The 23,240-nt window shown below is 74.0% G+C and carries 20 protein-coding genes and 1 pseudogene; 13 read left to right on the plus strand and 8 right to left on the minus strand.

The features are described from left to right. The first annotated feature begins 9 nt into the window (after positions 1-9). The gene (gene sucD, locus ACFYST_RS27165) at positions 10-900 is read left to right on the plus strand and encodes a succinate--CoA ligase subunit alpha (RefSeq protein WP_380361954.1); all 891 of its coding nucleotides are present in this window, start codon (positions 10-12) and stop codon (positions 898-900) included. Between the two features lie 91 nt (positions 901-991). On the opposite strand, the gene ACFYST_RS27170 is transcribed toward sucD, so the two are convergent. Next, positions 992-2,620, minus strand: coding sequence for a LuxR C-terminal-related transcriptional regulator (locus ACFYST_RS27170; RefSeq protein ID WP_387866053.1), 1,629 nt, complete (start codon positions 2,618-2,620; stop codon positions 992-994). Between the two features lie 117 nt (positions 2,621-2,737). Between ACFYST_RS27170 and ACFYST_RS27175 the strand changes: the two genes are divergently transcribed. Further along, on the plus strand, positions 2,738-4,006 hold the full coding sequence (locus ACFYST_RS27175) for a DUF6350 family protein (protein WP_387866056.1): 1,269 nt from the start codon (positions 2,738-2,740) through the stop codon (positions 4,004-4,006). A gap of 566 nt (positions 4,007-4,572) precedes the next feature. Here the strand turns inward: ACFYST_RS27175 and ACFYST_RS27180 are convergent. Next, complete coding sequence (locus ACFYST_RS27180) at positions 4,573-5,307, minus strand: hypothetical protein (protein ID WP_387644645.1); 735 nt, start codon at positions 5,305-5,307, stop codon at positions 4,573-4,575. Beyond that, complete coding sequence (locus ACFYST_RS27185) at positions 5,304-6,212, minus strand: ABC transporter ATP-binding protein (protein ID WP_387866058.1); 909 nt, start codon at positions 6,210-6,212, stop codon at positions 5,304-5,306. The genes ACFYST_RS27180 and ACFYST_RS27185 overlap by 4 nt, the downstream gene beginning before the upstream one ends. Before the next feature lie 107 nt (positions 6,213-6,319). Here ACFYST_RS27185 and ACFYST_RS27190 point away from each other — a divergent pair, with 107 nt between their 5' ends. Then, positions 6,320-7,450, plus strand: coding sequence for a sensor histidine kinase (locus ACFYST_RS27190; protein ID WP_387866060.1), 1,131 nt, complete (start codon positions 6,320-6,322; stop codon positions 7,448-7,450). After that, positions 7,447-8,133: a response regulator gene (locus ACFYST_RS27195; protein WP_387866063.1), complete on the plus strand. Its 687-nt coding sequence runs from the start codon at positions 7,447-7,449 to the stop codon at positions 8,131-8,133. Before ACFYST_RS27190 ends, ACFYST_RS27195 begins: the two co-directional genes overlap by 4 nt. Before the next feature lie 7 nt (positions 8,134-8,140). Here ACFYST_RS27195 and ACFYST_RS27200 read toward each other — a convergent pair whose 3' ends face one another. Continuing rightward, on the minus strand, positions 8,141-8,731 hold the full coding sequence (locus ACFYST_RS27200) for a hypothetical protein (protein WP_387866065.1): 591 nt from the start codon (positions 8,729-8,731) through the stop codon (positions 8,141-8,143). 348 nt (positions 8,732-9,079) lie between these two features. On the opposite strand from ACFYST_RS27200, the gene purN reads away from it, so the two are divergent. Beyond that, complete coding sequence (gene purN, locus ACFYST_RS27205) at positions 9,080-9,739, plus strand: phosphoribosylglycinamide formyltransferase (RefSeq protein ID WP_387866068.1); 660 nt, start codon at positions 9,080-9,082, stop codon at positions 9,737-9,739. Beyond that, on the plus strand, positions 9,736-11,319 hold the full coding sequence (gene purH / locus ACFYST_RS27210) for a bifunctional phosphoribosylaminoimidazolecarboxamide formyltransferase/IMP cyclohydrolase (RefSeq protein WP_387866070.1): 1,584 nt from the start codon (positions 9,736-9,738) through the stop codon (positions 11,317-11,319). The genes purN and purH overlap by 4 nt, the downstream gene beginning before the upstream one ends. 75 nt (positions 11,320-11,394) lie before the next feature. On the opposite strand, the gene ACFYST_RS27215 is transcribed toward purH, so the two are convergent. The 3 genes from ACFYST_RS27215 to ACFYST_RS27225 form a co-directional block, all read right to left on the minus strand. After that, positions 11,395-12,117 (minus strand): RDD family protein, encoded by a 723-nt coding sequence (locus ACFYST_RS27215; RefSeq protein WP_387866073.1) that lies wholly within the window; start codon positions 12,115-12,117, stop codon positions 11,395-11,397. Between the two features lie 140 nt (positions 12,118-12,257). Continuing rightward, complete coding sequence (locus tag ACFYST_RS27220; RefSeq protein ID WP_387644665.1) at positions 12,258-12,728, minus strand: DUF2752 domain-containing protein; 471 nt, start codon at positions 12,726-12,728, stop codon at positions 12,258-12,260. Continuing rightward, positions 12,725-13,144: a hypothetical protein gene (locus ACFYST_RS27225; protein WP_387866075.1), complete on the minus strand. Its 420-nt coding sequence runs from the start codon at positions 13,142-13,144 to the stop codon at positions 12,725-12,727. The genes ACFYST_RS27220 and ACFYST_RS27225 overlap by 4 nt, the downstream gene beginning before the upstream one ends. Before the next feature lie 242 nt (positions 13,145-13,386). Between ACFYST_RS27225 and ACFYST_RS27230 the strand changes: the two genes are divergently transcribed. From ACFYST_RS27230 to ACFYST_RS27260, 7 genes and pseudogenes are all read left to right on the plus strand, one after another. Next, positions 13,387-14,241 carry a bifunctional methylenetetrahydrofolate dehydrogenase/methenyltetrahydrofolate cyclohydrolase gene (locus ACFYST_RS27230; RefSeq protein WP_387644670.1) on the plus strand — a complete coding sequence of 285 codons (855 nt, stop codon included), beginning with the start codon at positions 13,387-13,389 and terminating at the stop codon, positions 14,239-14,241. A 17-nt stretch (positions 14,242-14,258) separates the two neighbouring features. Next, positions 14,259-14,657 (plus strand): DUF3017 domain-containing protein, encoded by a 399-nt coding sequence (locus ACFYST_RS27235; RefSeq protein WP_387866078.1) that lies wholly within the window; start codon positions 14,259-14,261, stop codon positions 14,655-14,657. Between the two features lie 286 nt (positions 14,658-14,943). Further along, entirely contained in the window at positions 14,944-15,936 is a 993-nt protein-coding gene (locus ACFYST_RS27240) for a malate dehydrogenase (protein ID WP_387644674.1), read from the plus strand. A 69-nt stretch (positions 15,937-16,005) separates the two neighbouring features. Continuing rightward, the gene (locus tag ACFYST_RS27245) at positions 16,006-17,319 is read left to right on the plus strand and encodes a hemolysin family protein (RefSeq protein WP_387644676.1); all 1,314 of its coding nucleotides are present in this window, start codon (positions 16,006-16,008) and stop codon (positions 17,317-17,319) included. A gap of 29 nt (positions 17,320-17,348) precedes the next feature. Then, positions 17,349-18,386, plus strand: a complete 1,038-nt coding sequence (trpS, locus tag ACFYST_RS27250) for a tryptophan--tRNA ligase (RefSeq protein WP_387644679.1) — start codon at positions 17,349-17,351, stop codon at positions 18,384-18,386. Beyond that, the gene (locus ACFYST_RS27255; protein ID WP_387644681.1) at positions 18,386-18,943 is read left to right on the plus strand and encodes a 2'-5' RNA ligase family protein; all 558 of its coding nucleotides are present in this window, start codon (positions 18,386-18,388) and stop codon (positions 18,941-18,943) included. Before trpS ends, ACFYST_RS27255 begins: the two co-directional genes overlap by 1 nt. Before the next feature lie 124 nt (positions 18,944-19,067). Continuing rightward, positions 19,068-20,798 (plus strand): annotated as a pseudogene (locus ACFYST_RS27260) (stealth conserved region 3 domain-containing protein); the annotation flags it as partial. A gap of 9 nt (positions 20,799-20,807) precedes the next feature. Here the strand turns inward: ACFYST_RS27260 and ACFYST_RS27265 are convergent. After that, positions 20,808-23,219: a CDP-glycerol glycerophosphotransferase family protein gene (locus tag ACFYST_RS27265; RefSeq protein WP_387866080.1), complete on the minus strand. Its 2,412-nt coding sequence runs from the start codon at positions 23,217-23,219 to the stop codon at positions 20,808-20,810. Positions 23,220-23,240 lie beyond the last annotated feature (21 nt).

Here is a 23,240-nt window from a genome sequence, read left to right on the forward strand (position 1 = left end):
CTTAACACCATGGCTATCTTCCTTACCAAGGACAGCAAGGTCATCGTCCAGGGCATGACCGGCTCCGAGGGCATGAAGCACACCCGCCGCATGCTCGCCTCCGGCACCCAGATCGTCGGCGGCGTGAACCCGCGCAAGGCCGGCACCACCGTTGACGTGGACGGCACCGAGGTCCCGGTGTTCGGCACCGTGGTCGAGGCGATGGAGAAGACCGGTGCCGACGTCACCGTCATCTTCGTCCCGCCGGCGTTCACCAAGTCCGCCGTCGTCGAGGCGATCGACGCCGAGATCGGCCTGGCCGTGGTCATCACCGAGGGCGTGCCGGTGCACGACACCGCCGCGTTCTGGGCCCACGCCGGTGCCAAGGGCAACAAGACCCGCATCATCGGCCCGAACTGCCCCGGCCTGATCAGCCCCGGACAGTCCAACGCGGGCATCATCCCGGCCAACATCACCGGCGCCGGCAAGATCGGTCTGGTGTCGAAGTCCGGCACCCTGACCTACCAGCTCATGTACGAGCTGCGCGACCTCGGCTTCTCCTCCGCCGTGGGCATCGGCGGTGACCCGGTCATCGGCACCACCCACATCGACGCCCTCAAGGCGTTCCAGGAGGACCCGGAGACCGAGCTGATCGTCATGATCGGCGAGATCGGCGGCGACGCCGAGGAGCGTGCCGCGGCCTACATCGCCGAGCACGTCACCAAGCCGGTCGTCGGCTACGTCGCGGGCTTCACCGCGCCCGAGGGCAAGACCATGGGCCACGCCGGCGCCATCGTCTCCGGCTCCTCCGGCACCGCCCAGGCGAAGAAGGAGGCCCTCGAGGCCGCCGGCGTCAAGGTCGGCAAGACGCCGTCCGAGACCGCCCGCCTGGCCCGCGAGCTGATCGCCGCCGCCAAGTAAGGCAACGCCGCTTCGGCACGAAGGCGCCGTCCACCCCCGGGGTGGGCGGCGCCTTCGGCGTCCGGGCGCTGTCGTGGGTGGTGGGACCCGGTCAGGACCCGTGCGGCCGGCAGTGCGCCAACGGCACGCACGTGCCGGCCAGCGGCGGCGGCATCCGGTGGTGCGCCGGCGGCGGGAGCAGCGGGCGGCGGGGCGCCCGGAACGGACCCGGCGGCAGCGCGTCGATGCTGTTCGTACCGTCGTCCTCGTCGTCGCCGTCGGACGGCTCCACCGACGGCAGCTCCCGGGCCGGCGGGCCGACCAACCGGGCCGGCACCCCCGGCGTCGGACCGCACCACGGCGTCCGCAGGCCCGGCGCGCCGGCCCCCGCCGCCGGACCCGCGCTGCCCGAACCCGCCGCCGTGCAGGCCGTCGCCGCCGGCTGGCCCGGACGCAGCAGATCGGCCGGGCCGACCCCCAGCAGGGTGGCCGCCACGGCCGCGCCCACCGCCACCGTCAGGGTGGCCGCCGCGCCAGTCAGCAGGCCCGTGTGCAGGCGGCTGTCGGCCACCAGCAGGGCCGGTGGCGGCAGCCAGGGGCCCGGGCAGCCGTGCACCGCAGCCCGGTGCAGCAGCTCGCCCAGCCGCTCCGCGAACTCCGGGTCGGCCGGGTCGCCGACCAGCGCCGGGACGTCCCGGGCCAGCGACGCGCGCGCCGAACGCACCCGGGCCTCGGCCGCCGCCGTACTCGACTCCGCCTCCACCGACAGCTGCTCCACCGACAGCCCCAGCGTGTCGTGCAGCACCAGCGCCCGGCGGCGCGGCCGGGACAGCCGCTGCAACGCCTTCAGCAGCGCCCGGTCCCGGGGCGTCAGCCGGGTCGGCGGCTCCGGAACGACCGGCTCGGCGACCTTGATCCGGCGCCGCGCCGCCCGCCGCAGCACCCTGGCCCGGCGCGGGCCGCCCCGGTGCCACGGCGACAGCGCCAGGTCGAACGCCGCCGACCGCACCCACCCCTCCGGGTCCGCCGCCGACGACACCTCCGCCCAGCGCCGCCCGGCCGCCCCCAGCGCGAGGTGCACGCAGTGCACGGCGCGGTGCCGGTGGCCGGTCAGCAGGAAGGTCTGCTGCACCAGGCGGGTGTGCACCAGGGCGGCGAAGTCGGCGAACCCGGAGGGGGCCTCGGGCTCGGCGGACGGGGCGTGGTGGGCGTGGGGGGCTTCGGGGCTGATGGGCTTGTGCTTCGGCGGGCGGACGGGGGCGGGTGCCGGTGCGGGTGCCGGTGCGGGGGAGTCAGGGGCCGGGGCGGTGCCCGGTGTTGCCGCCCGGGGGGCCTTGGCGGGCTTGCGCTTCGGGCGGCGGACGCGGCCTGACGTCAGTGAGGCCGGGGCGGACGGGGCGGGCGTGGTCGGTCCGGGAGCCGGGGTAGCAGGGGTTCCTTCCGCTGCGTTCGCCGTTGCTGCCGGGGCGGCACTCTCGCGTCCCGACGGGGCCGGGGCGGTGGCGAGGGCGGCGGCTTCCTCGGGAGTGCGGGCGCCGAGTTTGCGGGTGGCGCGGTTGAGGTGGGCGCGGGCGGTGCCGGGGGCGACGCCGAGGTTGCGGGCCATGGTGCGCAGGTCGTCGCCGGCGGCGAATCGGGTCAGCGCCTGGGCCTCCCGCGGGGAGAGGCTGCGCATCAGGTCGCGGGTGCGGGGGGAGCCTCCGGTGGTGCGCCCGGGCCCGGCGGTCGAAGGTGAAGTCACCGCAATCCTCCGCTGCGAATTCGTCCCGGCGATAGGCACATGTACTGATAATCCGGGACACGGCGAAGGTTTGCGCGTTGACACCCCGTAACGCGCGGTCTTGGCAGCATGTGGCCCATGACGCAGCTGATGGGCCGTCCGATTCTCGGCCTGCCGAGCGAACTCGACAGTCGTTCCTCCCTCGCCGATCTGCTCGCCGGAGTACGCACCGCGCTGCTCACCCTGTCCGTGGTCGCGTTACCGGTGTTCGGCCTGTGGGTGCTGGCCCCGTACGGCGACGACACGGCGCAGGGCGCGGCCAGGACGGCGTTCGGGCTCTGGCTGCTCGGCCACGGCGCGCCGCTCGCCCGGGGGCCGGAGGCCGCGCCGGTGACGGTCACCCCGCTGCTGCTCACGGCGGTCATCACCGTGCTGGTGGTGCGGGCCGGACGCCGGGTGGCCCGGCGCTCCCGGGGGCGCGGGTTCGTCCGCTGGCGCTCCCCGTTGGCGATGTACGCCGGGTACCAGCTGGTCGCGGCCGGCGCCGTCGCGCAGTGCGCCGACCCGGAGGCCGCACTGTGCTCCCGGGGAATCCTGGACCTGCTGGCGGTCGCGGGGCTGACGGCCGGTGCGCTCGGCTACGGGCTGTGGACCGGACTCGGCCGGCCCGGGCAGCTGCGGCGGCTGCCGCTGCCCGCCGCGCTGTGGCCGCCGGACGGAGCCGAGCCGGCGGCCCTGCGGGCGCTGGGCGTGTGGGCGGGCGCGCTGCTGGCCGGCGGCGGGGCGGTGTTCGGGGCGGCGCTGCTGCTCGGCTCGGCCGGACAGAGCGCGCAGCGGCTCGGCGGCGGCGCCGCCGGATGGCTCGGCATGCTGCTGGCCTGCGTGGCACTGGTGCCCAACGCGCTGCTCTGGGCAGCGGGTTACGCGCTAGGCCCGGGCTTCGCGGTCGGCGCGGGCAGCCACGCCGGGCCGCTGGGCACCCGGCTCGGCGCCGTCCCCGACTTCCCGCTGCTCGCCGTGCTGCCCGACCGGCGCGGCCCCGACTGGCACCTGCTGGCCTGCGCGGCACCCACCGCCGCCGCGGTCGTCGCCGCGCTGCTGCTGGGTCGCGCCGCCACTCGTTGGAGTGCATTGCAGACCGCCACTGTCGCCGCCGCCACCGCGCTGGCCGCCGCCCCGCTCGGCGTGCTGGCCGGCTGGTCCTGCGGAGGCGCGCTCGGCACCCGGCGGATGGCCGAACTCGGACCGGTGCCCTGGCAGTTCGGCCTCGCACAGAGCGCCTGGCTGCTGGCCCTGGCGGTGCCGGGCGCGCTGCTCGCCCGCTGGTGGCACACCCGCGACGGGGCGGGCCCGACGGTGCGCGTGCGGGTCGGGGCGTACCGGCTGGTCTGCCGCCTTGCCGCGTAGCGCGGTGGCGCCTGCCCGCCCGCCCGCCCGCCCGTGACCCCGCCGCCGAAGTGGACCCGGGGCATTCCGCTGCGCGGGGCTGGGGTGGGAGATGGGTGAGTGGACTCGGGGCGGTTCGCTGCGCGGGGCTCGGCGGTGCGCGTGCGGGTAGGCGTGTACGGGCTGGTGTGCCGCCTTGCCGCGTAGCGCGACGCCCGCCCGCCCGCCCGTGACCCCGCCGCCGAAGTGCACGCACGCCAACCCGCTGCGCGGGCCTTCACACGAGCCCCGCGCAGCGGGACGCCCGCCCACCCGTGACCCCGCCGCCGAAGTGCACGCACGCCAACCCGCTGCGCGGGCCTTCACGCGAGCCCCGCGCAGCGGTTTCGGCCGGGTTTCGGCCCCAGCCCCGTGCAGCGGCCGGGCTTCCGCCTCAGCCCCCAGCCCCGTGCAGCGGCTGGGCTTTCGCCTCAGCCCCGCGCAGCGGGTGTCGGCCGGGCTTCTGCCCCAGCCCCGCGCAGCGGACCGCTCGGGGCTCACCTTGGCGGCGGGGTCACGGGTGGGTGGGTGGGCAGGCAAGGGCGCAGTCACGCGTCGCGGCGGCGCAGCGTGCGCAGGCCCGCCGCCGCCGCGACGGCCGTCCATGCGGCCATCAGCAGCAGGCCGACGCCGTGGCCGTAGTGGATGTCCGGCGCGTCCTGCAGGCGCATGGCGTACAGGCCGGCCCGGTCGGGGAGGAACTGGGCGGCCTCGCGGATCCCGGGGACGGCGGACAGTGCGGTGGTGCCGAGGAACACCAGGGGGGAGAGCAGGCCGAGTGCGGCGGTCTGGTTGCGCAGCACGGTGGTCAGTGACAGGCACAGCACCAGCAGCAGCGGGTGGTAGAGCACCCCGGCCGCGAGTGCCCGCCAGCTGCCGGGGGCGGACAGGTCGAGGCCCACCGAGGCGGCGGTGACGGCGAGTTGGCCCGCGACGGTGAGCAGGCCGACGGCCAGGCCCAGGCCCGCGCCGAGCAGCAGTTTGCCGCGGTAGAAGCGCACCCGGTCGGGGACGGCGGCCAGTGAGGTGGTCAGGGTGCCGGAGGCGTACTCCTGGCCGACCAGCAGGATGCCCAGGCAGACCACGGCGACCTGGCCGAAGTTGAGCCCGTAGAACAGGCCCTCCATCGGGTCCTCGGTGAGCGAGGTGTCGGTGCGGCCGTAGGCGAACTGGACGGCGGCGGTGATGCCGGCGCTCAGCGCGACCGCCAGCAGCGGCGTCGTCCACAGTGAGCGCAGGGTGGTGAACTTGGCCCATTCGGCGCGCAGCGGGTAGGTGCTCATGCCGCCACCGCCCGGTACTCGACGGCGTCCGCGGTCATCCGCATGAAGGCCTCCTCCAGGGAGTCGTGGGTGACGGACAGTTCGATCAGCACCACCCGGTGGGACGCGGCCAGCGTGCCCAGTTCGCCCGGGTCGGCGTCCGGTACGTCGTAGGCGCCGTCGCCGAGCGGCACCGCCGCGGGGTGGGCGTCGGCGAGCAGGGCGGCCAGGGCGGCGGGGTCGACGGCCCGGACCCGGACCCGGCGGCGGCCGTGTTCGGCGAGGAACGCGCTGGTGGAGGTGTCGGCCAGCAGCCGGCCCCGGCCGATCACCACCAGGTGGTCGGCGGTCTGCGCCATCTCCGCCATCAGGTGCGAGGAGACCAGTACCGCGCGGCCTTCGTCGGCGAGCCGGCGCAGCAGTGTCCGGATCCACCGGATGCCTTCCGCGTCCAGGCCGTTGACCGGTTCGTCCAGCAGCAGCGCGGCGGGGTCGCCGAGCAGGGCGGCCGCGATGCCCAGGCGCTGGCGCATGCCGAGCGAGAAGGTGCGGATCCGGCGTCCGGCGGCGTCGGTGAGGCCGACCAGGGCGAGTACTTCGTCGATCCGGCGGGTGGGCAGGGCGTGCGTGGCGGCGATCCAGCGCAGGTGGCCGGTGGCGGTGCGGCCGCCGTGTACGGCCTGGGCGTCCAGCAGGGCGCCGACCCGGCGCAGCGGTTCGGCGAGGCGCTCGTAGGGGCGGCCGTCGACCAGGGCCGTGCCGGAGGTCGGCCGGTCCAGGCCGAGCACCGTCCGCAGGGTGGTGGACTTGCCCGCGCCGTTCGGCCCGAGGAAGCCGGTGACCCGGCCCGCCTCCACTCGGAAGCTGAGGCCGTCCACGGCCCGGCGCTCCCCGTACGTCTTGGTCAGGTCGCGAATCTCGATCACGGCTGCGCTCCTCCCGCTCGGTATGACCCTCAGTCAATCGGCGGGCGGGAGGCGGCAGATCCCGCCCGGGAGTGGTTCGTCTCCCTCTCGGGAGGGAGGATGGCGCGATGCCCGCTCTGTTCGCCCCGCTGCTGCTGCCCGCGACCTGGGCCCGCTGGCTGCACCTGCTGGTCGGCACGGTGTTCGCCGGGATGGTGCTGCTGGTCTACCCGGGGACGGAGGGCGTCTCGACCGGGCGGGCGCTGCTGCTGAGCGGTGCGGTCGACGTGCCGCTGCTGTGCCTGGTCGCGCTGGTGCCGGCGGTGCGTCGGGCGGAGGGCGTGCAGGCGCGGCTGCTGCTGGTGCCGGCCCGCGAGGAGTCGATCGGCGTCGCCCCGTCGGCGAGTTGGGCGGACCGCGGGCGGACGGCGCTCTGGCTGGTCGCCCGGGTGGCGCTCGGCATGGCGGCGGGCGCCGTGTCGGCCGCGGCGTTCGAAGCGGCCGCGCGGTGGCCGGTGCTCGCGGTGCCGCTGCTGTGCGCGCTGCTGTGGCTGGTGGTGCTCGCCGGACGGCTCCAACTCGCCTTGGCCGTAAGGCTGTTGGGGCCGTCGGCGGCGGAGCGGCTGGCCGCGGCGGAGCTGCGCGCGGAGCGGCTGCTGGAGCGCAACCGGCTGGCCCGGGAGCTGCACGACTCGATCGGGCACGCGCTGACCGTGACGGTCCTCCAGGCGGGCGCGGCCCGGGAGGTCGCCGATCCGGCGTTCCGGGAGCGGGCGCTGGAGGCGATCGAGACCACCGGCCGCCGCGCGCTGGACGACCTGGAGCGGATGCTGGTGCTGCTGCGCGAGGCCCCCGAGGCGGCCGCCACCGAACAGCCCGGCCTGGACCGGGCCGAGGAGCTGTTCGCCGCCGCCCGCGCCGCCGGCAGCCCCGTCGACGCCGAACTGGACGTCCGCGCCGACGGGTTGCCGGGCGTGCTGTCCCGCGAGGCCTACCGGATCGTCCAGGAGGGCATCACCAACGCGCTGCGGCACGCGCCGGGCGCACCGGTCCGGATCAGGGCGCTGACCGCGGCCGGCGCGCTGGAACTGTCCTGCCGCAACACCCTGACCGGCAAGGGCAGTCCGCGCCGGGGCGGCGGCAAGGGCCTGCGCGGCGTGCGCGAACGCGCGGTGCTGCTCGGTGGCGACTGCGAGGCCGGCCCGGACGGAACGGACTGGGTGCTGCGGGTGCGGCTGCCGCTACGGTTGGGCCGGTGACGGTGATCGAGGTGCTGCTGGTCGACGACGAGGAGCTGATCCGGGCCGGCCTGCGCGCCGTCCTGGACGCCCAGGACGGCATCTCCGTCGTCGGTGAGGCCGAGGACGGCGCCCAGGCCCTCGGCCTGGTCCGCTCGCTGCGCCCCGACGTGGTGCTGATGGACGTCCGGATGCCCGGCCTGGACGGGCTGGCCGCGACCCGGGCGATCCTGCGCGCCGCCGACCGGCCGCCGAAGATCCTGGTGGTCACCACCTTCGAGGCCGACGACTACGTGTACGAGGCGCTGCGGGCCGGCGCGGACGGCTTCCTGCTCAAGCGTTCCCGCCCGGCGGAGATCGTCCAGGCGGTGCGGCTGGTCGCGGCCGGCGAGTCGCTGCTGTTCCCGGCGTCGATCCGCCGCCTCGCCGCGGCCCGGGCCGAGCGGGCGGCGGACGGCGGGGCGGTGGCCCGGGCCGGCCTGACCGAGCGGGAGGGGCAGGTGCTGCGGCTGATGGCGCGCGGCCTGTCCAACGCGGAGATCGGCGAGCGGCTGCACCTGGGCGTGCAGACCGTCAAGACGCACGTCAGCAGCCTGCTCGGCAAGCTCGGCGCGCGCGACCGCACCCAGGCGGTGATCGCCGCCTACGAGTCGGGCTTCGTCTCCCCGGCCGCCGACTCCTGTCCGGCCGTCGACGAGGCCTGAGGGCAGGTCACTCCGCCGGGCCCTCGTAGATCGTGGTCACCCAGGTGGGGACGTCGTTGCCGCAGCTGTGCACGCCCTCCTTGGTGATCGCGGAGTTCACGCAGTCCAGGTAGTCGTGGTACGCGAACTGCATGGTGAACGTCGACAGCGACATCACCAGCGCCAGACCGCCGGTGAGCAGCGCGCTGAGCGCCGCCGGGACCTGCGGGCGGACCGGGCGCGGCGCGAACGGGTCGGTGACCGGCTCGGCGGGCGCACGCAGCACGGTGACGGCGTACCAGACGGCGAGCAGGGAGAGCGGGAAACCGATCCAGTACTGGCCGAACAGCACCGACAGCAGCGCGGCGAAGCCGGACAGCAGGGCGTTGCGGGCGGCGCGGTGTGCCGGGTCGGACAGGTCGAGGCGGGGCCCCTGCGGGCCGGGTTCGGGGCGCGGGCCCCACTGCGGCGGCTGCGGGCGCTCGCTGTCCGGCTGTCCGTCCGTCCGGTCGCCGGACTCGGGCCGTTGCGGGACGCGGGGACGCCAGGGCTGGTCCGGGGCGCCGGGCGGAGGGGGCGCGAAGGGGTTGCGCTCGCCGCTGTCCTCGCCGCTGCTCATGGTGTCGGCCGTTTCTGCTCGTCGGTTTGTCCGCCCGGCGGTGGGGGAGTGGGCGGTCCGTCAATGATCCCCCAACCGGTCGGCGGCTGTACGGCACCCCGCCAGACCGCTGCCGGGCGGCCGGGAGATCCCCGTCTCAACTACGCGCGTAGCGTTGCGGGGTGGTTACGAGTGGCCTCCCACCAGCCGTTATCGTGGTGACGGTCGGCAGCTCCCGACGGTTCCCCGGGCCCCGCAGCGCCGCGGCCGCCCGCGCCCGTCGACGGCTCCCGACCTGCCGCCGCCCGTAGTCGCCCCACCGACGGTGGACGTACCAGCGGGCGACACCGACCTTCGGAGACTCGCGCCGTGGCTGCCGCTGACGCCCAAGTGTTCCCGCCCCGCACCCCTGGACCGGCCCGGCTGGTGGCCCTGGTCTCCGGCTCCGGCACCAACCTCCAGGCGCTGATCGACGCCGCCGCCGACCCCGCGTACGGGGCGGAGATCGTTGCCGTGGGCGCCGACCGGTACGACATCGTCGGGATCGAGCGTGCGGAGAAGGCCGGTATCCCGGTGTTCGTCGAGCGGGTCAAGGACCACGCCGACCGGGCCGGCTGGGACGCCGCGCTGGCCGCCGCCGTCGCGTCGTACGAACCCGACCTGGTGATCAGCGCCGGGTTCATGAAGATCGTCGGCCCCGCGTTCCTCGCTGCCTTCGCCGGACGCACCGTCAACACCCACCCCGCGCTGCTGCCCGCCTTCCCCGGCGCCCACGGCGTTCGCGACGCGCTGGCGTACGGCGTGAAGGTCACCGGCTGCACCGTGCACCTGGTGGACGCCGGCGTGGACACCGGGCCGATCATCGCCCAGGGCGTGGTGGAGGTCGAGGACACCGACCACGCCGACGGCGGTGAGGCGCTGCACGAGCGCATCAAGACTGTCGAGCGCAAGCTGCTCGTCGAGGTCGTGGGCCGGCTGGCCCGCGAAGGACACCGCATCGAGGACCGAAAGGTATGGATCCCGGCATGAGCGCCGCTTCCTCCGCCAACGCCCCCGTCTCCGAGAACGTACGCCCGATCCGCCGCGCGCTGATCAGCGTGTACGACAAGACCGGTCTGGAGGAGCTCGCCCAGGGCCTGCACGCCGCCGGTGTCGCCATCGTCTCCACCGGGTCCACCGCCGGGCGGATCGCCGCCGCGGGCGTCCCGGTCACCGAGGTCTCCGAGCTGACCGGCTTCCCCGAGTGCCTGGACGGCCGGGTCAAGACCCTGCACCCGCGGGTGCACGCCGGCGTCCTCGCCGACCTGCGCCTGGAGTCGCACCGCGCGCAGCTCGCCGAGCTCGGCGTCGAGCCGTTCGACCTGGTCGTGGTGAACCTGTACCCGTTCACCGCCACCGTCGCCTCGGGCGCCACCCCCGACGAGTGCGTCGAGCAGATCGACATCGGCGGCCCGTCGATGGTCCGCGCCGCCGCCAAGAACCACCCCTCGGTGGCCGTCGTGGTCGACCCGGCCCGCTACGCGGACGTGCTGACGGCCGTCCAGGGCGGCGGCTTCGACCTGCTGACCCGCAAGCGCCTGGCCGGTGCCGCGTTCGCGCACACCGCCGCGTACGACGTCGCCGTGGCGAGCTGGTTCGAGGAGTCGGGCTACACCGAGTCCGAGGCCGCGTTCCCGACCTTCCTCGGTGACACCTGGGAGCTCGGCAACGTCCTGCGCTACGGCGAGAACCCGCACCAGCAGGCCGCGCTCTACACCGACGGCACCGGCGGCCTGGCGGGCGCCGAGCAGCTGCAGGGCAAGGAGATGTCCTACAACAACTACGTGGACACCGACGCCGCCCGCCGCGCCGCCTACGACCACGCGGGCCCGGCCGTCGCGATCATCAAGCACGCCAACCCGTGCGGCATCGGCACCGGCGCGGACGTCGCCGAGGCGCACCGCAAGGCGCACGCCTGCGACCCGGTCTCCGCGTACGGCGGCGTGATCGCCGTCAACCGCCCGGTCACCGTCGAGCTGGCCGAGCAGATCGCCCCGATCTTCACCGAGGTCGTCGTCGCCCCCGGCTACGAGGACGGTGCCCTCGAGGTGCTGGCCAAGAAGAAGAACCTCCGGGTGCTGCGCGCCCCCGAGGCCCCCGCCGACGCGCTGGAGTCGCGCCGCATCTCCGGCGGCCTGCTGCTCCAGCAGGTCGACCGCGTCGACGCCGAGGGCGACGACCCGTCGACCTGGACGCTCGCCACCGGCGAGGCGCTGTCCGCCGACGAGCTGGCCGAACTCGCCTTCGCCTGGCGGGCCTGCCGGGCCGTCAAGTCCAACGCGATCCTGCTCGCCAAGGACGGCGCCTCGGTCGGCGTCGGCATGGGCCAGGTCAACCGGGTCGACTCCTGCAAGCTGGCCGTCACCCGGGCCGGCGAGCGGTCGGTCGGCTCCTACGCCGCCTCCGACGCGTTCTTCCCGTTCGCCGACGGCCTGGAGATCCTGCTGGCCGCGGGCGTCAAGGCCGTGGTCCAGCCCGGCGGTTCGATCCGCGACGAAGAGGTCATCGCCGCCGCCGAGAAGGCCGGCGTGACCATGTACTTCTCCGGGACCCGGCACTTCTTCCACTGACCGGCCGGTCCCGAACACCGAGGGCCCCGCACTCCGTCTCCGGAGTGCGGGGCCCTCGGGCGTTGCCGGTGAGCGTTACTTCTTGATCACCACGGTGCCGGCGGCACGGTCGTGCCAGCCCTGCAGCTTGCCGGAGTTGTCGAAGAACGGCGACAGGAAGACCAGCAGCTGGCCGATGCCGCACAGGAAGGCGCCGACCTGCGGGATGACGAAGCGGACGAAACCGCCGCCCACGCCCGGGTTCTGGCCGGTGTTCTCCTTGACCACGCGCAGGCCCAGGGCCATCTTGCCCAGGGTGGCGCCCATCAGACCGACCATCAGCCACTCGTAGAGCAGGTTGAAAACGGCGACCACGGCCATGAAGGAGAAGATCGCGGCGAGGAAGCCGGCGGACGCCTGGGCCTGCTCGTTCACGCAGTCCTGGTACGACGCGGTGCCGTAGGTGTAACCCGAGCAGTCCTTGACCTTGTCCGCCATGCCGATCGCACCGGCCAGGCCCAGGGCCATAGCGATACCGAGGACCACCGAGGTGATCAGGCCGTCCAGCAGGCGGGCCGCGAAACGCTGGCCCATGGTGGCGACGCGCACCATGCCGATGTTGGCGATGTTGATGTAGCCGTTGTTGGCCTGGATCGTGCCGGGCGCCTGCGGGTAGCCGTAGCCGTAGGCCTGCTGCGGCGGGACCTGGCCCTGCGGGTAGCCGTAGCCGGGCTGCTGCGGCGGCTGCTGCGGGTAGCCGTAACCCGGCTGCTGCTGCTGCTGGCCGTAGGGGTTGTTGGGGTCGGGCGGGTAGCTCATCGATGCCTCCGGGCAGGAAGGAGCGTGGACGGAACGAAAAAATCCTGGGGACGGGTGGGCAGGGGACACGCCGACCGCGTCGGAGAGTAGCGGACGAGTCCGACGAAGAGGGGATCAACAGTCAACCTCGGACCCTCCGTTCAGAGCGCGAGAAAGCCGAAGCGGGCCAACTCCCAGGCCCAGGCGGCCATCGCGGCCGCGCCGAGCAGCAGGTTCCGGCGGCCGTACGACAGCCGGCGCCACCAGCGGCCCGGGCCCAGCGGCGCGAACAGCAGCGCCGCCACCGCCACCACCGTCACCGGGTTCGCCGCCAGCGCGGCCCCCCAGTGCGCGTGGCCGGCCTCGATGAACACCGTGGTGCTGCCGCAGAACGGGCACGGCACGCCGGTCGTCGCCCGCAACGGGCAGAGCACGCCCGGGTCGTGGGCGTCGTGCACCGCCGCCACCGCGAGCGCCGCCCCGGCCGCCGCGGCCAGCCGCACCAGCACTCGCAGCACCACGCCCGGCACCGTCCCGGCCGACCGCCGCCAACGGGCCGTCAGCACGCCGCCGGACAGCGCCGACGGACGGGACGTCACCGGCACGGCCGGCCCGGGAGTCGCGGGGTTCATGACCTGGACTGGAGGACGATGAACCCGATCGTGAGCAGCACGGACAGCGCGCCCAGCACGATGCCGCCGATCGCGGCGGTCCGGCCCGTACCGCCCAGCTGCGCCGACTGGTTCAGCCCCGAGACGCCGAGGCCCACGCCCACCAGGCCCACCACGCCGCCGTAGACGCAGGACAGCAGGATCGCGATGAAACCGAGCACCACCGAAGTCGTGGCGTGGTTGTTGCTCACCGCCATCGGAACATTCGGCGGGTACGGGTGCGAGGGATGCGGCTGCTGCGGGTAGCCGTAACCGGGTTGCTGCGGCGGCTGCGGTGCCTGGGGATAGCCGTACGACGGCTGCTGCGGCGGCGGGCCCGGCGGTCCGCCAGCCTGGCCGTAACCGCCGTACGGATCCGGCTGGTACGGATTGCTCACTTGTCGATTCCCCCGACTGTGTTCGTCCCCCGCTGCCGGACGGTCCGTCACCAGGACCTGGGCGGCGGTACTTGCCTTGTCATCGTGAGCCTTGGCGCCGCACGCTGTCCAGCCACATGCAGGCCACCGCCACGAACGTGGCACAACCGCAACCCCCCGGCACGCTCCGTGTCCGCCAGGGACGCTCCGTGCACGCCCGCCCGGCGGCGCGGCGTGGACTCCCGATCCGGAAGAATGGAGACATGACTGCCCAGATTCTCGATGGCAAGGCCACCGCGGCCGCGATCAAGTCCGAACTCGCCGTCCGCGTGGCGGCCCTCAAGGAACGGGGCATCGTCCCCGGCCTCGGCACCGTCCTGGTCGGCGACGACCCGGGCAGCCGGTGGTACGTCAACGGCAAGCACAAGGACTGCGCGGAGATCGGCATCGCCTCCATCCAGCGCGAACTCCCCGCCACCGCCACCCAGGAGGACGTCGAGAACGTCGTCCGCGAGCTCAACGCCGACCCGGCCTGCACCGGCTACATCGTCCAGCTGCCGCTCCCCAAGGGCCTGGACCAGAACCGCGTCCTCGAACTCATGGACCCCGACAAGGACGCCGACGGCCTGCACCCGACCTCGCTCGGCCGCCTCGTCCTCGGCATCGACGGCCCGCTGCCCTGCACCCCGCTCGGCATCGTCGAACTGCTGCGCCGCCACGACGTCGCCATCGACGGCGCCGAGGTCGTGGTCGTCGGCCGCGGCATCACCGTCGGCCGCTCCATCGGCCTGCTGCTCACCCGCCGCAGCGAGAACGCCACCGTGACGCTGTGCCACACCGGCACCCGCGACCTCGCCTCCCACCTGCGCAAGGCCGACATCGTCGTCGCCGCCGCGGGCGTCCCGCACCTGGTCAAGCCCGAGGACGTCAAGCCCGGCGCGGCCGTGCTGGACGTCGGCGTCTCCCGCAGCGAGGGCAAGATCGTCGGCGACGTGCACCCCGGCGTGGCCGAGGTCGCCGCCTGGATCTCCCCCAACCCCGGCGGCGTCGGTCCGATGACCCGCGCGATGCTCCTCAACAACATCGTCGAGGCGGCCGAGCGCCGCGCCGGCGTCTGACACCGGTGCCCGGCGTCATGAAGCGCGCCCGCCGCCGACCCGCCACCACCGAGGGCACCCTGCCCCCGGAAGGCTCGGCGGCGGCCCTCGGCCGCGGCCACACCCTCCCGATGCGGCAGTGGCCGATCACCCTGGTGCTCGCCGTCGCCGCTCTCGGCCTGCTGGTCACCTGGGCCGGAAACTTCCGGCTCGGCCTGCTCGCCGTCGGCGTCGCACCCCTGCTCGGCGCCCTGCTGCGACTCGGTCTGCCGGACGTCGGCATGCTCGCCGTCCGCAGCCGGTTCACCGACATCACCCTGATGTTCGTCCTGGGCGGGGTGATCGTGCTGCTCACCCTGGTGGCGCAGCCCAACCCGTGGCTGAACGTCCCGATGCTCGACAACATCGGACGGCTCATCGGGCACCCGGTGCACTAGCGCCACCAGGGGCGCGGGGAACTGCGCGAAGCGGAAGGCACCCACCCGCAAGATCGCGACGCAGGTCAATGACTTGCGCGTGATCGCGACCTTGCGGACGTGCTGTGCGCTTGTCGCGCAGTTCTCCCCCAGCCCTAGGGGGCTGGGAGGTGCCCCCACGCGCCCCTGTTTTCCCAGCCACCTGCCTTCGCGATAGCCTGTCTCGGGTCTCTCGACATCGAGAGATCATCCTCGGCTCCGGCGCCGATGTGCCTGGGGCGCCTGGCGACAGCTGGAGAAGGTAGATATGACTCGCACCCCCGTCAACGTCACCGTTACCGGAGCGGCCGGCCAGATCGGCTACGCGCTGCTCTTCCGCATCGCCTCCGGTCACCTGCTGGGTGCCGACGTGCCGGTGAACCTGCGCCTGCTGGAGATCCCGCAGGGCGTGAAGGCCGCCGAGGGTGTCGCCATGGAGCTGGACGACTGCGCGTTCCCGCTGCTGCGTGACATCACCATCACCGACCAGGCGAACGTCGCGTTCGACGGCGCCAACGTCGCGCTGCTGGTCGGCGCCCGTCCGCGCACCGCGGGCATGGAGCGTGCCGACCTGCTGTCCGCCAACGGCGGCATCTTCGGCCCGCAGGGCAAGGCGATCAACGACAACGCCGCGGACGACATCAAGGTCCTGGTGGTCGGCAACCCGGCCAACACCAACGCCCTGATCGCCCAGCGCAACGCCCCGGACGTTCCGGCCGAGCGCTTCACCGCGATGACCCGCCTGGACCACAACCGCGCCGTCGCCCAGCTGGCGAAGAAGGCCGGCGTGACGGTCGAGGACATCAAGAAGGTCACCATCTGGGGCAACCACTCCGCCTCCCAGTACCCGGACCTGTTCCACGCCGAGATCTCCGGCAAGTCCGCGTTCGACGCCGTCGGCGCCGACCAGGAGTGGGTGGAGAACTTCTTCATCCCCAAGGTCGCCAAGCGCGGCGCCGAGATCATCGAGGTCCGCGGCGCGTCCTCGGCCGCCTCGGCCGCGAACGCCGCCATCGACCACGTCCACACCTGGGTCAACGGCACCCCGGCCGGCGACTGGACCTCGATGGGCATCGTCTCCGACGGCTCGTACGGCGTGCCGGAGGGCCTGATCTCCTCGTTCCCGGTCACCACCAAGGACGGCAAGTTCGAGATCGTCCAGGGCCTGGACCTCTCCGAGTTCGACCGCGCCCGGATCGACGCCTCCGTCCAGGAGCTCGCCGAGGAGCGCGACGCGGTCAAGGAGCTCGGCCTCATCTGAGCGCCGCTCCGCCGCGTGTGAACGGCCGGGTGCCCACGGGGCGCCCGGCCGTTCTCCTACACTCGGGCCGTGAGCGAAACCCTGCAGGACGCCGCGCTCGTCCTGGTGTTCATCATGCTGGGCGGTCTGTTCAACGTCGCCGAGATCGCGCTGATCTCGCTGCGCGAGGGGCAGATCCGCACCCTGGAGTCGGCCGGCTCGCGCCGCGCCGCCCGGGCCGCGCATCTGGCGGCCGATCCGAACCGGTTCCTGGCCGCCGTGCAGGTCGGCGTGACGTGCATGGGCTTCCTGTCGGCGGCGTTCGGCGCCGACACGCTGGCCGGCAAGCTCGCCCCGGTGTTCGTGAAGGCAGGCCTCTCGGACGGCGTCGCGGACGCGGTGGCGCTGGTCGGCCTGACCCTGGTGATCTCCTACGCCTCCCTGGTGCTGGGCGAGTTGACGCCCAAGCGGATCGGTCTGCAGCGCGCCGAGTCGATCGCCCTGCTGGCCGCCCCGGTGGTGGACGTGATGTCGGTGGCGCTGCGCCCGGTGATCTGGCTGCTCGGCCACTCCACCAACCTGATGGTGCGCCTGCTGGGCGGCGACCCGTCCGCCGGCCGCGGCGTGATGAGCCCCGAGGAACTCCGCGGCCTGGTCGCCGCCAACACCGAACTCGGCTCGGACGAACGCGAGTTGATCAACGAGGTGTTCGCGGCGGGGGAGCGCCAGCTGCGCGAGGTGATGGTGCCGCGCACCGAGGTGACCTTCCTGGACGCCGACCGGCTGGTGCGCGAGGTGCGGTCCGAGACCGACTCCTCCCCGCACTCCCGCTACCCGGTGGTGGAGGGCTCCTACGACGCCGTCACCGGCTTCGTGCACGTCCGCGACCTGTACGGGGTGCGCGGCGAGCAGGCCGCCCGGGTCCGCGACCTGGCCCGCCCCGTCAAGCTGCTGCCCGCCACCAAGCGGGTGCTGGAGGCGATGAGCGAGATGCGCCGCGAGGGCCACCACCTGGCCATCGTGGTCGACGAGTACGGCGGCACCGCCGGCATCGTCACCCTGGAGGACCTGGTCGAGGAGGTGATCGGCGAGATCCGCGACGAGTACGACGCCCAGGACACCACCGCGACCCGCCGGCTGGCCGGAGGCGGCGTCGAACTCGACGGCCTGCTCAATCTCGCCGACTTCGCCGAGGAGACCGGCTTCACCCTCCCCGAGGGCCCGTACGAGACGGTCGCCGGCTTCGTGGTGCGCGAGCTCGGCCGGCTGCCGCAGAAGGGCGACCAGGTGCTCACCGAGTCCGGCGCCCGGCTCACCGTCGCCCGCCTCGACGGGCGCCGGATCGAACGGCTGCGGGTGAGTGCCGTCACACTGCCCAACCCGGGTGCGCAGGACGTTTCCTGAGCGGCCCGGGGAACTGGAACAATGGGCGCATGGTCAACGCAGCGGTCACCGGTCCGGTGAAGGACCGTCCCCGGGTGCTCTCCGGCATCCAGCCCACCTCAGGCTCATTCCACCTGGGCAACTACCTCGGCGCGGTGCGTCAGTGGGTCGACATGCAGGAGGCCAACGACGCCTTCTACATGGTCGTCGACCTGCACGCGATCACCGTCGAGCAGGATCCGGCGACGCTGCGGCAGAACACCCGGGTCTCCGTCGCGCAGCTCCTCGGCGCCGGCCTCGACCCGGAGCGCTGCACCCTGTTCGTGCAGTCCCAGGTGCCCGAGCACGCGCAGCTGGCCTGGGTGATGAACTGCCTCACCGGCTTCGGCGAGGCCTCCCGGATGACGCAGTTCAAGGACAAGTCCCTCAAGCAGGGCGCCGACCGCACCACCGTCGGCCTGTTCACCTACCCCGTGCTGATGGTCGCCGACGTCCTGCTCTACCAGACCCAGACCGTCCCGGTCGGCGAGGACCAGCGCCAGCACCTGGAGCTCACCCGCGACCTCGCGGAGCGCTTCAACACCCGCTACGGCAAGACCTTCACCGTCCCCGAGCCGTACATCCTGAAGGCCACCGCCAAGATCCAGGACCTGCAGGACCCGGCGGCGAAGATGAGCAAGTCCGCGGTCAGCGACAAGGGCCTGATCAGCCTGCTCGACCCGCCGAAGACCAGCGCCAAGAAGTTCAAGAGCGCCGTCACCGACACCGACACCGTCGTCACCTACGACGAGGCCGGTAAGCCCGGCGTCTCCAACCTGCTGCGCATCCACTCCGCGCTCAGCGGGATGAGCATCGAGCAGCTGGTCGCGCACTTCGACGGCAAGATGTACGGCGCCCTGAAGACCGAACTGGCCGACCTGTTCACCGACTGGGTCACCCCGTTCCAGACCCGCGTCCAGGGCTACCTGGACGACCCGGCCGAGCTGGACCGGGTGCTCGCGCTCGGCGCCGAGAAGGCCCGCGCGGTGGCGTCCGAGACGCTCGCCGAGGTGTACGACCGCGTCGGCTTCCTGGCGCCGAAGCGCTGATGCCGACGGCTGCCGCCCCCGATGGTGACGGTCTCCCCGAGACCGTCACCATCGGCGTGTCCATACACGTCCCGGAACCGTACGGCAGCCAGGTGCAGGACGCCCGGGCCGGCCACGGCGACCCGCAGGCCCGGTCGATACCCACCCACGTCACCCTGCTGCCCCCCACCGAGACCAGCGCCGACCGGCTCCCCGGCATCGAACACCACCTGCGCACGGTGGCCGCCGCCCACCGCCCGTTCCGGATGCTCCTCCAGGGCAGCGGAACCTTCCGCCCCGTCTCCCCCGTGGTCTTCGTCCGGGTCGAGGAGGGCGCCCAGGAGTGCCGCGCCCTGGAGGCCGAAGTCCGTTCCGGCCCCCTGGCCCGCGAACTCGCCTTCCCCTACCACCCCCACGTCACCGTCGCCCACGGCCTCCCCGACCCCGTCCTCGACCAGGCCCACGAACAGGCCCGCACCTTCCGCGCGGTCTTCGACGTCACCGAATTCGTCCTCTCGACGTTCGGCGCGGACGCCGTGTGGCGGCCGTGGCGCAGCTACGCGTTCGGTCGATCCTGAGCGTTTCGGCCGGGGATTCCTGGAGTTGTCTGGGAGTCCTTTGCCATTCCTTCACCTGGGCTTTCTCCGTTGTTACCGTCGAATCGGACCATCGCGGAGCGGGAGAAGAATGGCTGGCAGGTCGATGCGGAGACTGGCGCGGCGTTTTGCGGGCCGGGTGCTCCGCCGACTCGGCGTCCTGCCGGCGCCCGTTCCCGCAGCTGTCCCGGCCCCGCCGCCGGACCCGCAGCGGGTTCGCGAGGACGAGCTGCTGGCCGCCGACCGCCGGCTGGTGCGGCACCACGACCGGCTGGCCGAGCTCCGTGACGACCTGCTCGCCCCGCAGGCCCACCAGGCCAACCTGACCGCCGCCGCCGAGGCGCTGGACGCCGCGGACGTGCGCTACACGCTGATCCCCGACCGCGGCCCGCGCCACCGGCTGGCCGTTCCCCCCGGCGGCCGGGACCGGGTGCTGGACATCATCGCCGACACCTTCCGCGGCGCCCCCGTGTACGCCGCGCTGCTCGGCCACGGCAGTGTGCACCGCACGGTGCTCGCCGAGGAGCTTCCGCAGGCCGTCGCGGAGCACGAACTGCCGCCGCCGGCGGAGGAGACCGCGCAGGACACGGGCGAAGCACCGGACGGCGCGACCGACCCGGTGGAGCCCGGCGAGCTGCCCGAGCGGGTCAAGGGTGTGCGCCTGTTCCGGCCGGTGGTGACCGGCACCCGCACCCTTTACTACGGCGAGGACTACGGCTGCGACCTGGAGTTCTGGGACACCGACGGCTCGGCGCGCGGCGCCGTCGCCTCGATCGACGAGACCCCGTTCGGCTGGTGGCTGCCCTCGCTGGAGGTGGCCGGCACCGTCCGGGTCGGCGGCCACGACTACCCCGTCGCGGAACCGTTCCTGCACGCCCTGCCCGAGGACGTCCGCTTCCCGGTGGACGCCGTGATCACCTGGGTCGACGACCGCGACCCCGCCTGGCGCGAACGCCGCGACGCCGCCCGCGCCCGGCTGTACGGAGACGCCGCGCCGACCGCCGACGACACCGACCACGACGACGGCGACCACCGCTACCGCAACCGCGACGAACTGCGCCACTGCCTGCGCTCGATCGCCATGTACGCCCCCTGGATCCGGCGGATCTTCCTGCTCACCGACGACCAGACGCCGTCCTGGCTGGACACCTCGGTGCCCGGGCTGACCGTGGTGTCGCACCGCGAACTGCTGGACGGCGGGCCGGTGTTCAACTCGCACGCGATCGAGACCGGACTGCACCGGATCCCCGGCCTGGCCGAGCACTTCCTGTACTTCAACGACGACATGTTCCTCGGCGGGCCGGTCCGCCCCGAGCACTTCTTCCTCGGCAACGGACTGCCCAGGGTCTTCCGCGACACCCGGATCGTCCCGCCGTCCGCCGGGGCCGGCACCGCCGATGTCTACACGGCCGCCCAGCAGAACACCCGGCGGGCGCTGGAACGCGACCACGGCCGGGCCTTCACCCGGGTGCTCGCGCACGTCCCGTACGCGCTGCGGCGCACCCTGCTGGAGGACTCCGCGCGGCGCTGGCGGACCGAACTGGAGGCCACCGGCAGCTCGGCGTTCCGCTCCGCCACCGACGTCGCCCCCGTCACCCTGGCGCTGTACCACGCGCTGCTGCGCGGCGCCGCGGTCGACGGCACCCTCGCCCACGGGTACCTGGCGGTGGACTGCGCCGAGGACCGGGACCGGATGACCCGGCTGCTCGACGAACGCGACCTGCTGGCGTTCTGTCTGGCCGACGGGACCGGCGACGGCAGCCCCGCGGAGGAGCAGGACCGGGCGATGGCCGCGTTCCTGGCCGCGTACTTCCCGGTGCCCGGCCCCTACGAGCTGCCCGCCGACTCAGCCGGCGGCGCCGAGGGCGAGCATCCGGTCGACCAGCCGGACCGCCGCCGCGCCGTCGTCCAGCGGGCAGAACCGCTCGCGGAACGCGCGATAGCTCTCCCGGTACCGCGCCGGGTCGAGGTCGCGTAGCGCGGCCACCACCTGATCGGAGCCGGTCAGCAACGGGCCCGGGGCCTGGGCCTCGAAGTCGAAGGTGAAGCCGCGCAGCCGGTCGCGGTAGTGCTCCAGGTCGTAGGTGAAGAACAGCATCGGACGGCCGGTCACCGCGAAGTCGAACATCACCGAGGAGTAGTCGGTGACCAGCACGTCGGCGATCAGCAGCAGGTCCTGGACGTCCGGGTAGTCGGCGACGTCGCGGACGAAGTCGTCGTCCGGCAGCGCGCCGCCGCAGTGCACGTGCGGGCGCAGCAGCAGCACGTGGTCGTGGCCGAGGGCGGCCCGGGCGGCGGCCAGGTCGAGCTGGAGGTCCACCTCGAAGCGGTCGCCGGGGCCGCGCCGGTCGTCCCGCCAGGTCGGTGCGTACAGCACCACCCGGCGGCCGGGCGGCACCCGCAGCCGGCGGCGGACGGCGGCCACCTCGTCCGGGTCGGGCCGGACCAGCCGGTCGTTGCGCGGGTACCCGCCCTCCAGCACCTCGCCGCGGTGGCCGAAGGAGGCGACCAGCTCCGGGGTGGCGAACGGGCTGGGCGACAGCAGCAGGCTCCACTGCCGCACCTCGCGGTCCAGCCGTTCCAGGTAGCCGTCGGCGGTGGTGCGGTTCTCCGGCATGCGGTGGCCGATCCGCTTCAGCGGGGTGCCGTGCCACAGCTGGACCACCACCTGGCCGTCGCGGCGGTGCAGGAAGTCCGGGAAGTGCGTGTTGCCGACCAGGTAGCGGCAGGTGGCGAGCGCCTCGTACCACTCGGGGCTCCACTGGCGGACCGTACGGACCGGCCCGGGTGGCTGCTCCTGGCCGTCGTCGATCACCCACAGGTGTTCCAGCGGGAGCTTCCGGCGGGCCAGTTCGGCGTGCACGGCGCGCGGGTTGCAGGCGTAGCCGCGGCCACCGAAGACGTCGTACAGCACGGCGTCGCGCAGCGGGCGGCGGCGGGCGGCGGGGTAGCTCCCGGTGCGCAGCCGGTGCTGGCTCAGGGCGCTGCGTTCGAGGGCGGCGAGTACCGGGAGGCTGTCCACGATCAGGGTGTCGTGCCAACGGCGCTGCAGCAGGAAGGACTTGTCGCCGGCCCGGCCCGGGGCCGGGAGCAGTGGCAGTACGGCCGGGTGCAGCCGCAGCGGGTGGCCGGGGTGCCGCCCGGGGCCGACCGGGTACAGCAGGGCCTCCCAGATGCCTCTGCCGAGCGGGCGGGGCACGCCGTCCGGCCCGTCGGGGGTGAGCGGCAGCCGTACGGTGAAGCGGTCGCCGCCGGCGGGGCGGACGGCCGTGCGCCGTTCCCGGCCGTCGCCGCAGTGCCGCAGCACCAGCTCCAGTGGGGCGTCCGGGCGGCCGGGGAACTCGCCGGCCAGGTCGAAGCCGCCGTCGGCGGGGGTGATCCGGTCGATCAGCGGTTCGCCCGGCTGGACGCAGAACTGCAGCCGGTCGTCGGCGAGTTGCTTGGCGTACAGCACCTGGCCGGCGGGCACCGGCAGCTGGCAGCCGCCGGTGGGAGGGTGGCGCAGGACGAGCGGGGCGTCGCCGTCGGGGAGCGTCAGCGAGGGCTCCCAGTGGCCCTCGGCGAGACGCGGGAGGGTGCCGGCGAAGGCGGTGAACTCGTGGCCCTGCCAGTGCACCAGGCTCTGCACGACGGCGCCGGTGTCGCGGTGCCGCAGGACCAGGGCCCCGCTGGTGCCGGTGGCGGTGCCGCGCAGTTCGAAGCCGTCGGGGCGGGAGCGGCAGGAGTCGACCCGGGCGCGGGCCGGGCGCACCGTCAGATTCAGCGCGCCGTCCTCGACGGTCGGCACCAGTTGGAGCGCCGGGCCGGTCCACCCGGCGGGCGGGTACTCGCCGCTGCCGCACCAGTGGCCGGCCAGCGGTGCGCGGGCCCGGCGCGGGCCGCTGCCGACCACCGCTTCGACCCGCCAGCCGGGGACCGGCCGCAGCGCGGGGGCGTGCAGCAGCACCGGGTCGAGGCGGGCGGTGAACCCGGTCCAGTCGAGGCTGTGCCGGGTCTGCGCGCTGTTGTCGGTCGCCTCGGGCAGGTAGTGCGGGACGGTGCGCAGCCGCAGTGGGCGCCGGCTCCGGTCGGTGGGGTGCAGTTCCAGCACGATGCGGGTCTGCCCGGGGCGTTCGCCGGGTGCGTCGAGGAGCCGGCCCTCGCCGGTCAGGACGAGTTCGCCGCCCTCCCAGACGGCGCGGCGCAGCGCGGCGGCGGCGGCCGGTTCGGTGGGGCGCGCGGGCCGAGCGGTGGTGGGGCGCCGTACAAGGTGGGACATTCCCGATATCCCAGTGCACAA

This window comes from Kitasatospora sp. NPDC004614 (genome assembly GCF_042873675.1).
Classification (GTDB): domain Bacteria; phylum Actinomycetota; class Actinomycetes; order Streptomycetales; family Streptomycetaceae; genus Kitasatospora.